General features: G+C 37.8%; 11 protein-coding genes, 1 tRNA gene and 1 pseudogene. 10 read left to right on the forward strand and 3 right to left on the reverse strand.

The genetic code is table 11. The features are described 5' to 3' along the window. Positions 1-11: 11 nt before the first annotated feature. Complete coding sequence (locus tag DW738_RS08395) at positions 12-524, reverse strand: helix-turn-helix transcriptional regulator (protein WP_003013606.1); 513 nt, start codon at positions 522-524, stop codon at positions 12-14. A 207-nt stretch (positions 525-731) separates the two neighbouring features. Here DW738_RS08395 and DW738_RS10480 point away from each other — a divergent pair, with 207 nt between their 5' ends. The 4 genes from DW738_RS10480 to DW738_RS08415 are packed head-to-tail and all read left to right on the forward strand — an operon-like array spanning position 732 to position 3,279. Further along, positions 732-914, forward strand: coding sequence for a hypothetical protein (locus DW738_RS10480; RefSeq protein ID WP_080551212.1), 183 nt, complete (start codon positions 732-734; stop codon positions 912-914). A gap of 46 nt (positions 915-960) precedes the next feature. Beyond that, the gene (locus DW738_RS08405) at positions 961-1,938 is read left to right on the forward strand and encodes a replication initiator protein (protein WP_015605873.1); all 978 of its coding nucleotides are present in this window, start codon (positions 961-963) and stop codon (positions 1,936-1,938) included. Positions 1,939-1,949: 11 nt separating this feature from the next. Beyond that, on the forward strand, positions 1,950-2,138 hold the full coding sequence (locus tag DW738_RS08410; protein ID WP_002903611.1) for a DUF3173 domain-containing protein: 189 nt from the start codon (positions 1,950-1,952) through the stop codon (positions 2,136-2,138). 1 nt (position 2,139) lies between these two features. Further along, positions 2,140-3,279, forward strand: coding sequence for a site-specific integrase (locus DW738_RS08415; RefSeq protein ID WP_123160806.1), 1,140 nt, complete (start codon positions 2,140-2,142; stop codon positions 3,277-3,279). Between the two features lie 86 nt (positions 3,280-3,365). Here DW738_RS08415 and DW738_RS08420 read toward each other — a convergent pair. After that, positions 3,366-3,438: transfer RNA gene (locus DW738_RS08420), tRNA-Lys, on the reverse strand. A gap of 264 nt (positions 3,439-3,702) precedes the next feature. Further along, positions 3,703-4,974 (reverse strand): replication-associated recombination protein A, encoded by a 1,272-nt coding sequence (locus DW738_RS08425; RefSeq protein ID WP_123160807.1) that lies wholly within the window; start codon positions 4,972-4,974, stop codon positions 3,703-3,705. Positions 4,975-5,088: 114 nt separating this feature from the next. Here DW738_RS08425 and DW738_RS08430 point away from each other — a divergent pair, with 114 nt between their 5' ends. The 6 genes and pseudogenes from DW738_RS08430 (at position 5,089) to DW738_RS08455 (ending at position 11,331) form a co-directional block, all read left to right on the forward strand. Further along, positions 5,089-5,559 carry a DUF3013 family protein gene (locus tag DW738_RS08430; RefSeq protein ID WP_023022112.1) on the forward strand — a complete coding sequence of 157 codons (471 nt, stop codon included), beginning with the start codon at positions 5,089-5,091 and terminating at the stop codon, positions 5,557-5,559. Between the two features lie 45 nt (positions 5,560-5,604). Next, entirely contained in the window at positions 5,605-7,911 is a 2,307-nt protein-coding gene (locus DW738_RS08435; protein WP_123160808.1) for an exonuclease SbcC, read from the forward strand. 247 nt (positions 7,912-8,158) lie between these two features. Continuing rightward, positions 8,159-8,521, forward strand: a pseudogene (locus DW738_RS08440) (NUDIX hydrolase). A gap of 71 nt (positions 8,522-8,592) precedes the next feature. After that, complete coding sequence (locus DW738_RS08445; RefSeq protein WP_042507493.1) at positions 8,593-9,612, forward strand: AbiH family protein; 1,020 nt, start codon at positions 8,593-8,595, stop codon at positions 9,610-9,612. A gap of 17 nt (positions 9,613-9,629) precedes the next feature. Next, positions 9,630-10,580: a 50S ribosomal protein L11 methyltransferase gene (prmA, locus tag DW738_RS08450; protein ID WP_023022116.1), complete on the forward strand. Its 951-nt coding sequence runs from the start codon at positions 9,630-9,632 to the stop codon at positions 10,578-10,580. 1 nt (position 10,581) lies between these two features. Continuing rightward, positions 10,582-11,331 (forward strand): 16S rRNA (uracil(1498)-N(3))-methyltransferase, encoded by a 750-nt coding sequence (locus DW738_RS08455; protein WP_123160809.1) that lies wholly within the window; start codon positions 10,582-10,584, stop codon positions 11,329-11,331. Positions 11,332-11,354: the final 23 nt, after the last annotated feature.

Consider the following 11,354-nt stretch of genomic DNA (forward strand, 5'->3'; position numbering starts at 1 on the left):
CCTCGCTTTTTCTATTTATCAAACAATTCCTTATTTTCAATTAAGAGTTCTAGTGGAGATTTATCCCTTGCTTCAATAAAACCAGGTTCATATTGGTTATGAAGTGTTCTTTTCTGAGAAGTTGGATCAATATACAACTCATCTCCATCTTCTGTGTATAGTTGGTTGCCTCTTGTTAAGTAAAGTAAATCCTCTAAGTACTGTCCATCAGTTTCTAGAAAATCTTCGATGTATTTGACAGCTTTTAAAATCTCACTTACTTTATCAGAGTATTCATTAGATTCAAGAACACTCTTTTCTAACTCAATCTCTTTACTAGTTCCAAATAGTTGGGTTGGAGTTGCATTAAAATATTCTGCTATCTTATCCAAATTTGCAAAGGTAGGATAGCTTTTTTGTTTTTCGTAATCAGAGATGGACTGTTTACCGATTCCTAAATCTTCCGCAAGTTGAGTTTGACTTACTCCTTTTTCTATGCGTAGGCGTGCCAAATTGGGTCCAAAATTTTGAATAATAAAGGTCATGATAAACTCCTGTTTTTATTTTTAACTTATTTTATCACCTGTAAACTTACAAATCAAGTTTTTAGTTGACTACCCCAAATATTTTTTATAAAATATATTTATAACTTATAAATAAGTTATAAATGATACAAAATAGCTCATATGTTTAGGAATAGTGAGTGAGGAGGAAGTTGAAGACGAGACTATGACTTATGACTATTCGAAGCCTTGGAGCTAGAAATTGTGTGGACAAGGACAAGGGACGAGCCTGACGGGAAGTCAGGCGAAGTCCTGCGGACTGCCGTCCAGACAATTTCTAGCCAAGCAAAAGCTGGCTATTCTAACAGCCAGCAAAAAGGGACACTTAGGACAACGTCCAAAGAACGACGGAACGAGCAAACGTTGATTTGACGGTGTTTCTGAGGCCTAAAAAATCTAAAAGAAGGGGGGGACAATTTTGTTGGTTTCTATACAAGATTTAAGAAGCATTCAAGAACGATGTGATGTAGGAGAATTAGTACAGAGGTTAGATGTCAGTATTGATAGACTAACGGTTATCTGGGATACAGATACTGGTTCCCTAAGACGGATTTTCAAGAATCTGAAACAGGCAATAAGTACAAGAGTTGATTCATTTGAAATATATGATAATGTTCGAGATGATGTCTTTACTTTAGCTAAAGTTTTTAATGAGTATGATTCGATCAATATTATATTTTTTCAATTATCCATTTATGGAGGTGAACAATTGATTCGAATTGATTTCAATCCTAATACTTTAAAAGAATTTGATGGAATGAAAGTATGGAGGCAATTAATGTACTTTGCTCGATTGAATTCATTGACGGTACGTTTGTCTCGTTTTGATTTGGCATTTGACATTTTCAACAGGCCTGAAATCGTTAATTTGCAACATATTAAAGGTGGTGTTACACATAAGGTCTTCTATGGTCGAGGGGGCGAATTAGAGACGAAATATTGGGGTTCTAGCGGTAGTAATGTACAAGTTAGGTTATATGATAAGAATAAAGAAATCATTGCTCACAAGCGAGAAGAGAAGCTAGATTTGGATGTAAATCCGTTTTGGTGGAGACTAGAGTTCCAACTCAGAACCAAAGCGATTGGGGAGGAGATGGTCCAAGATATTATGAGTAGACTTGATAATTTCGGGTTTTATAAGCTAGATCATATTCGAGTGGAGCAAAGAGCATTTACAATTATCTTTCTAAACAATCCTGAACTGTTATCATTGGCTTTTCCAAATTTAAAATCAGACAGCATCAAAAAGAAAAAAACAAGAGTCCGCAAACTATTGAGAGAAGAAACGAATCAATTTGCGGAAGAATTAAAAGAAGTATTAATACAGAATCTCCCTAAATTAAATGCAGAATTACAACTACTTGTAGGCGAGTTTCTGAATTTAGAAAATAAATAAGGAGGATAACTATGGATCATAATTTAATTAGTAACAAAGAATTAATTGAAATGGGCTATCGCCCTCATACAGCGAATGATATCATCCATCAGGCAAGAGAATTACTTGTATCACGAGGCTATACATTTTATAATCGTAAACGTTTGATGGTTGTTCCAAAAAGTGTTGTAAATGAGATTCTAGGAACTGAGGTGGCGTAATATGGCAAGTGTTCGTTATCGAAAGCGAGGAGATAGTAACTTATGGACCTATGAAATTCGTAACGAAGGAAAAACTGTTGCTCATAATAGCGGTTTTAAAACAAAAAAACTTGCAGAGTCAGAAGCTGAGCCAATTCTGCAAGAACTTCGTTTAGGGAAAAGAATTTCTAGAGATATTTCTCTTGTCGATCTATATCAAGAATGGCTTGAACTAAAAATTCTACCGAGTAGTAGATCGGAAGAGACAAAGAAAAAATATCTTCTCCGTGAAAACACAATTGAAAGATTATTTGGAAATAAAAAAGTCACTCAAATTCGTGCGAGTGAATACCAAAGAATTATGAATAAGTATGGACAAACAGTTGGTAGAAATTTTCTTGGTAGATTGAATACTGGGATTCATCAGAGCATCCAAATGGCAATTGCCGACAAAGTTCTAATAGATGATTTTACACAACATGTCGAGTTATTTTCATCCAAAGAACAACAGATGACAGAAGAGAAATATTTACATACAGAAAAGGACTATCTGGATTTACTTTTAGCAGTAAAGAGAAAATTTGATTACCAACGTTCAATTGTTCCTTATATCGTCTATTTTCTATTAAAAACAGGCATGAGGTTTGGAGAGTTAATAGCGTTAACTTGGAATGAAGTTGACTTTGACAGAGGACTGCTAAAAACATATAGGAGGTTTAATACCCTTTCTCATAAATTTGTCCCTCCAAAAAACAAAACGTCTATTCGGATGGTTCCGATAGACGAAGAATGCATTAAGATATTACAAGTTCTAAAAATTGAACAAGAGAAGGCTAATAAAGAGCTAGGAATCAAGAATAGGTATAAAATGATTTTTCAGCATTATGGATATATTCACTCGGTACCAGATATTGGAAGTGTCAATAAAGCTTTGAGTGTTATTTTAAATGAATTGGACATTTATCCAATTATCACGACAAAAGGAGCACGTCATACCTATGGAAGCTACCTCTGGCACAAAGGATTTGACCTTGGAGTTATTGCAAAAATTCTAGGGCATAAAGATATTTCAATGTTAGTAGAAGTATATGGACACACTTTAGAAGAGAAAATTTTTGAAGAATTTAATCAAATTAGAGATGTCTGGAAAGATTGCTCATAAAAAAATGTGGGGCAAATGATGGGGCAAATCAGTTATAGACAAGCAAAAAAGCCTTGTAAATCAAGGCTTTTTCCTGTTGATTTAGATGCCCCCTGCAGGGCTCGAACCTGCGACCCATAGATTAAGAGTCTACTGCTCTACCAACTGAGCTAAGGAGGCAAACAAAAAAGCTGTATTGGTGCCGAAACTTCACGGTTTGTATTGAACCCGCGCAATTAAGCAGGTGGGCAACTTGCTCTAACTGAAGCTGCTTCCGCGTGATACGGCCTGCATGCTGTTAGAAGTCCTTTGTTTCCCTAATAATACAAAAAATAGTCGGTCAACACTTAAGTGTGAAGTCGTACACCACAGCGTTTCTATATGTATATGATACCATATTTCAAAAAAATTTCAAGGGAAAATCTCAATTTTTTGGAACCGATATCATCTTTTCTTGAGTTGATCAATCTTCTCTTTTGTCGCCCCTAGGGCTCGCTCGTATTTGCCATTTTCATTAGTAGTGAAATAGGAGGTACCCTTCAGCTTATCTGGCAGGTAGTCCTGTTGGACCCAATTGCCAGGATAATTGTGAGGGTATTTGTAATCTTGGGCATTCCCCAAGGTCTTGCTTCCGGCATAGTGGCCATCTCGTAAATGGCGAGGGATGGGAAGGTTGCCTGACTTCCGGAGGTCTGCCAAGGCCTTGTCCATGGCGACGTAGGCTGAATTAGACTTGGGTGAAAGGGCCAGGTCGATAATGATGTTGGCGATGAGGATGCGAGCTTCGGGGAAGCCGATCCGCTCGGCTGCCTGAAGGGCTGTCACCGTATGGATCTGGGCATCTGGATTGGCTAGGCCGATATCTTCGTAGGCAATGACCGTCAAGCGACGAGCTAAGCTGGGTAAATCACCAGCTTCGATTAAGCGGGCGGCATAGTGGAGACTGGCATCAACATCGGATCCGCGGATGGATTTTTGAAGAGCAGAGAGAACATCGTAGTGGCCATCTCCATCCTTGTCCATGGTGATGTAGCTGCGCTGGAGGCTGTTTTCCATGATGTCTAGCGTAATATGACGGATGCCTTCTGCATTTTCAGAGGTCGACAGCACAGCCAGATCGAGAGAGTTATAGGCAGAACGCAGGTCTCCATTGGTCGAAGTGGCGATGAAATCCAAGGCCTCCTCGTCGAGGGTAACAGGAAAGTCAAAGCCCCGCTCAGAGTCGCTCAGCGCCAACTGGATAGCCTCTTTGACCTGCTCATTGGTCAAGGGTTCCAACTCAAAAATCTGTACCCGACTGCGAATGGCAGGCGTCACGGAGAAGAAAGGATTCTCAGTCGTTGCGCCGATCATGATGACCAGACCGCTTTCGAGCAAAGGCAGGAGAAAATCTTGTTTGGTCTTATCCAAGCGATGGATCTCATCCAAAAGCAGGACTAAGCCACCTGAAAACTTGGCTTCCTCTGCGATCTCTTGCAGGCGTTTTTTGCTGTCGACGGTTGCATTGAAGGTCCGAAAGGCATACTTAGTCGTACCCGCGATGGCAGAAGCAATACTGGTCTTGCCAATCCCTGGTGGGCCAAAGAGAATCATGGACGAGAGACGATTGGCCTCCACCATGCGGCGGATGATTTTTCCTGGGCCGACCAGGTGTTCTTGTCCGATGACCTGATCGATGGTTTTGGGACGCATGCGCAGGGCGAGATTGTCCGGCATGAGGGTCTCCTTTCTAGCTTTGTCTCCTTTAAAAGAGGCAGTTTTTATGGTAAGATTGTAGTAACTATTGTATCATATTCCGCTCTAAGAGTGGGAAATTAGAAAGAGGACACGATGTCTAAATATGGATTTTTGGATGTTTTAGAAGAGGAAATGGAAAAGGTCTTTCCCTTTGACTTTGAGATCAATTGGGATAAGAAGAATCATGCGGTAGAAGTGGCTTTTCTCTTAGAAGTACAAAACACAGGAGGGGTTGCCTTGGTCGATGAGTCGGGCGAAGAATCTGACGAGGATATCTTCTTTGAAGAAGCCGTCATTTTCTACAATCCAGCCAAGTCGCATGTGGAAGAAGAGGCCTATTTGACTGCCCTTCCGTATGAGCCAAAAAAAGGCTTGTCTCGAGAGTTTCTAGCTTATTTTGCGACCTTCCTCAAAGATACAGCCGAGCTAGCCTTGGATGACCTCATGGATTTCTTAGCAGACGAGGAGGCAGAGAGCTTTGAAATCGTCTGGAACCAAGAAGTCTTTGAAGAAGGGAAAGTCGGCCTAGAAGAAAGCACCTTTTACCCTTATCCGAGATATTAAAAGGAAAGCGAGCTTGCTTTGAGTAAATGTAAAGGAAGGTAAAACTTGATAGCGGAAAAAAAATACATTGGTGCTTATAGCCGAGATTCCAGGGACTATTTTTCATTATTGCCTACTGAACGAGAAATAGTAGAACAATTACATGCTATTTATAGAGGAGGAAAAGGGATTTTTGTTTTATGTGGTAACAGAGGGTCAGGAAAATCAAGTCTTAAAAATATTTCTTTGGAATTTGATAGAAAGTATAGTGGTGATAAAGATGACAAAGGAATTCTTGTAGTGAATGTGTCTTTTTTCAGTGGTAATAAAGATTTTCATAGAGAAATTTTAATGCAAATTCCTAATGCTATTTCCAAAAGAATGGAGGATATTGAAGACTATCTTGATGGTTTTATTAATGATGATAGAGGGGTTTATCCAACTCTAGAATTTAATGTTGAGAAAAAGATAAAAGAATACAATTGGTTAGAACAAAATCAAATTAGAAAAAAATTTTCAACAATTCATAAAAAGTTGAAAAAAATTGAGGAAAAAGAAAATACTTCAAATATTCATAAATTATGTAACAAGTTATTAAATAAAACCAGCGATGTAGAGGAACAATTTAAGCTTTTAAATAAACAACATGGATTTCAAAAAAATAGCTGGTTTTCTTTTGAAAAAAATCGAGTAGATATTTCAAGTTTTCGAAGAAATATTGACGAACTGTATCATAAAGTTGAGCATTTTGAAATAAAATCGGATGAACTGAAAAAATTAGAGGAATTCTTCCGTATTTCTCACCAACAACTGCAATATTTTGATCTAGAAATAACAAATACAAAGAGGTATTTAGAATCAACTACTTCAGAAGTATCATCCGAGTCATCTATTGATTTAAGTGTTGATATAGGAATAATAAAATCGGGATTTCAATTAAGAGGGAACATTTCTTCAAGTGATAACGAAGAATTGTCTCGGGAGTTAAAAAGTATTGTTACTGAGGAGTTAAAAGAGCGTCAGCTACTACGACTTTTAAAAAATATGTCTGAATACTTTAACATTACTTTTTCTATAGATGAATTAGATAAATGTAACACAGCTACAATTATTGATTTGATTGATAAAAATAAAAGGTTATTCTTTGATTGTGGTGTTTCGACATTGCTAATTACAGATATATCTACTGCAATATCTTTATTGGAAAAATCAGATTATATTTCTGAACCTAATATCATTGTTGTCCCTGACTTAGGCATTTTGGATTATATTCACAGGGTTAATAATAAAGGAATGTCTCTGAACTCTAATTTTATAGACATTTTAGATTCTTATTTTATACATAAAATGAATAACAGAGAGCTAAACTATAGCGAACAACTCAAAAAAAAGGTTTGTTCAGAAGGGTTTGAACTTTATAAATTCATGAATTCTAATATCTATCGAAATGCTAATCGTCTTTATAAACCGATGATATTAAAGTTTTATTGGGAATTAATTGACTTATTGGGTTTTGTCGGTGAATTATCTAAAGAAGAATATGAACAGTTTGAGGATAGTTTTTTAAATAATAATGATTTGCATTCTTTAAAAGTTAAGTTTATTCTGCGTAAAATAATAGATCAATTAACAACACAATCTTTTGACTACTCTTTTATTCTCAAAGATAATCGAAGCCGGTATAGACAGACTGAAGCATTAATTGAGTTTAATAATAAGGAATCCTGTATTCGTGAATTTTTGGAACAGCTGGCTTTAAAACCAACGATAGTTTCCGATGAAACTGCCTTTTTGAAAATCAATCATATAGATCTTCAAACTGATAGGTTTTACGACTTTAACATAGAATTCTCAGATTATCTAAAAAAATTGGGTATTAATGATGGAATGTTCAAAAATATCTTGTTGCAACTATCTGAGCCAGTAAAGAAAGGCATATATGATGGAATAATCTATCGTTTTGCAGAAAAATTTTATGACCCTTCTAAAGGAGTTGATGATGCACGATCAATTGTAAATAGAGAGAATGTGGTTGGGGTCATTTTATTCTACCCACATGATTATTCGGAGGATGCTAATCCAAATCACCAGCCACTACGAAATGGAATTATTGTAACAGTAAATGATTTTGATGAAATTATATTATATCCATATCTAGGTTATATTGGTTTACATTCTCACAAACCATATTATCTAACAGAGTTTAAAAAAGAATTAAAGAACCAAGATATTCCAATTCATGAAATAAAGGATGATGAGTTATGGGAAGCTTGTTTTGAAAAAGATAATAAAGAACTTGAAGATAAGATTTTTGAAGTGTGTAAAAAAGAAATAGAAAGTTGGCTCTATGATATGAAATATAGCAGGAGCTGATAGGAATTTGAACTGAACTATTGATTTATAGAATTATGAAGTTTAGGAGATATTGTCTCTTCTTGGAAAAATTTAGTTGTCCCAAGTCTAATGAAAGTTAGCCGAATGAAATTTTAGCGCAAAATTACTAGGCGTTTTAGTTTGTCAAACAGAAAACGAATAACAGTAAGATGGTACGTGACGAAAAATGCCATTATGAAAACTGGCTAGCATAGTTGGAGAGAAGAATTAACAGGAGTAGTCTAACATGGAAATAGAACTCTCTAATTGCACAGGTTGTAAAATTGTCCTTTTTTATAGTTACGATTTTACGTGATGACAAGGAAAATATTCCTTGGGCCAATATGTGGGATTTATCAGGTGGTTGTCTTGAAGGGGACGAAAGTCCTTTTGAGTGCGTAGCACGTAAGGCATATGAGGAACTAGGTATTTATCCGACCGAAGATTGTTTACTTGGAGAAAGGTCAATCCCAGCATGCTTTTTGAAGGTCGACAGTCTGTCTTTGTGGTTGGTCAGCTAAGTCAAGAACAGTTTGACAATATGGCTTTTGGATATGAAGGCCAAGCATACAAACTGATGAGCATTTAGGGGTTTTTAAATTCAAAATAGGCTGTACCTCAGTTAGGGGAGAAGGAGGGATTGTTTGGAGGAAGTTGTTAGAGAGGGTAAAATTTAAAGATATGAATATTACTTATATAGTTGGAAATGGTTTGGATTTGCAATATGGTTTGAAAACAAGATATAGGGATTTCTATGAATTTCAAAATAAGGTTTACATAAGTAGGAAAGAGAACGAGGAAGAATACTCAAATTTCATTTATGAGTCTCTATTTTCTGATGAAGTAAATGATTATGAAAATTGGTCAGATTTTGAGTTGTCAATTGGTAAATTAACAAAAGATAACGACCTCATTTCCTCAAGTATAGAAATGAAGGAGGAATTTATAGACGATTTTAGTGAAGTAGTTGACGATTTAAGAAAATATCTACGATTACAACAAGAACAAAATCTCGAGGAAGGTATTGTAATAGATTTTGAAAGCACTCTAAATGATATGAAAAAATCTCTCCCTGTAATCAATCAATCTACTATCGATAAAAAATATAAAGAAAATTTATATCAACATGACATCGTGAATATATTAACCCTTAATTATACAAATGTGTTCGATACATTGTTTGATAGATCGAGAAAATCATTTGAAAACAAATTAAGAAACAATAGTTATAATTTTTATATTAAATCTCCAATTCATGTACATGGGACAGTAGATATTTGCACGGTTTTAGGAGTTAGCGATGATACACAAATTTCAAATAGTTTTGATGAAGAACAAAAAGAATCTTTAATAAAAAATTTAGTTTTGAAGAACTATAGAGAAAATATGGATGTAAAGAATAGTGATATTATAAAAAACTCTGACATCATTATTCTCTATGGGGTTTCTTTGGGAGATACTGATAGGTATATCTGGAGTCAGATCGCTGAACGATCAATCAGCGGTTCTGTTCCTGTCATAATTTACAATTATGTACCTCATTTTGATCCAGGGAATCCCACTAGAGTGAAGCGTTTATATAAAATGGTAGAAGACAAATTTATACAGAATAGTGGTATAGACTTAGAGTCAGAGAAAAAATTAAGAGACAACCTTATTGTCGTTATTGGTAAAACTATTTTTGATCTAGTAGAGAGGTAATTTTTTTAAAAAACAAAATGGAAACATGGCAAGAGTTAAAAGTTACAGTCAAGCGTGAGGGAGAGGAATTAGTTTCCAATCTCTTGATTGAGTTAGGTGCCCAAGGGGTAGCAATTGAAGACAGCATGGATTATGTGGGAAATGTGGACCGCTTTGGTGAGATTTTCCCGGAGGTCGAGCAACAAGAAGAAATCGTGGTGACGGCCTACTACCCGGATACGGTTAATGTAGCAGCAGTTGAAGCGGACTTGCAGGCTCGCTTAGCAGACTTAACCGACTTTATGGATCTGGGAGACGTCAAGATGGGTACGACTGCCTTGGCTGAGGAAGACTGGGCCGACAACTGGAAGAAATACTATGAACCAGCTCGCATTACCCATGATTTGACCATTGTACCGTCATGGACGGACTATGAGGCGACGGCGGGAGAAAAGATTATCAAGTTGGACCCTGGTATGGCCTTCGGAACAGGAACCCACCCGACGACCAAGATGAGCCTCTTTGCCTTGGAGCAGGTTCTTCGTGGTGGCGAAACGGTGCTCGATGTGGGGACTGGTTCAGGCGTTCTCTCTATTGCCAGCTCGCTACTTGGTGCCAAGGAAATCTTCGCCTATGACTTGGATGATGTGGCAGTTCGGGTCGCTCAGGAAAATATTGAGCTCAATCCTGGCATGGAAAACATTCATGTAGCCCCAGGAGATTTGCTTAAGGGTGTGCAGATTGAGGCAGATGTCATCGTGGCCAATATCTTGGCGGATATCCTTATCCATCTGACGGACGATGCTTATCGCTTGGTCAAGGACGAAGGTTATCTCATCATGAGTGGGATTATCAAGGACAAGTGGGACATGGTCCGTGAGTCAGCAGAAGCAGCTGGATTTTTCCTTGAAACCCATATGATCCAAGGAGAATGGAATGCCTGTGTCTTCAAGAAGACCAAGGATATCTCTGGTGTGATTGGAGGCTAGCATGCAACAGTATTTTATCAAGGGTGGCGCCATCTCTCCTGTTACCATCGAGGATAAGGAAACCAGCAAGCACATGTTTCAGGTCATGCGCTTGAAAGAAGATGACGAGGTGGTTCTAGTCTTTGATGATGGCATCAAGCGCTTGGCGCGCGTGGTAGATGTGGAGGCGCGTCAGTTGGAGCTAATCGAGGAATTAGCTGACAATGTGGAACTGCCTATTCAAGTGACCATCGCTTCAGGCTTTCCTAAGGGGGATAAGCTGGAGTTTATCACTCAAAAGGTGACAGAGCTGGGTGCTCGTCAAATCTGGGCCTTTCCCGCAGACTGGTCAGTCGCCAAGTGGGATGACAAAAAATTGGGCAAGAAAGTCGAAAAACTAGAAAAAATCGCCCTTGGAGCAGCCGAGCAAAGCAAGCGGAACGTGGTACCAAGCATTACTCTTTTTGAGAAAAAAGCAGACTTTCTAGCCCAACTCGACCAATTTGACCGCATCGTGGTGGCCTATGAAGAGTCAGCTAAAGAAGGAGAATCAGCTGCGCTTATCCAAGCTGTCGCTGGTCTTGAAAAAGGAGCTAAACTGCTCTTTATCTTTGGTCCAGAAGGTGGTTTATCCCCTGCAGAAATTGAAAGTTTTACAGCCAAGGGAGCGGTCCTTGCAGGACTTGGTCCTCGCATCCTACGAGCAGAAACAGCGCCACTTTACGCTCTCAGCGCAGTGAGTGTTGTCACAGAATTAATGAAAAACGCGTGAAGGTGATCTTCACGCGTTATTTT

Origin of the sequence: Streptococcus sp. AM28-20 (assembly GCF_003603595.1) — a bacterium.
Taxonomy (GTDB): Bacteria; Bacillota; Bacilli; order Lactobacillales; family Streptococcaceae; genus Streptococcus; species Streptococcus ilei.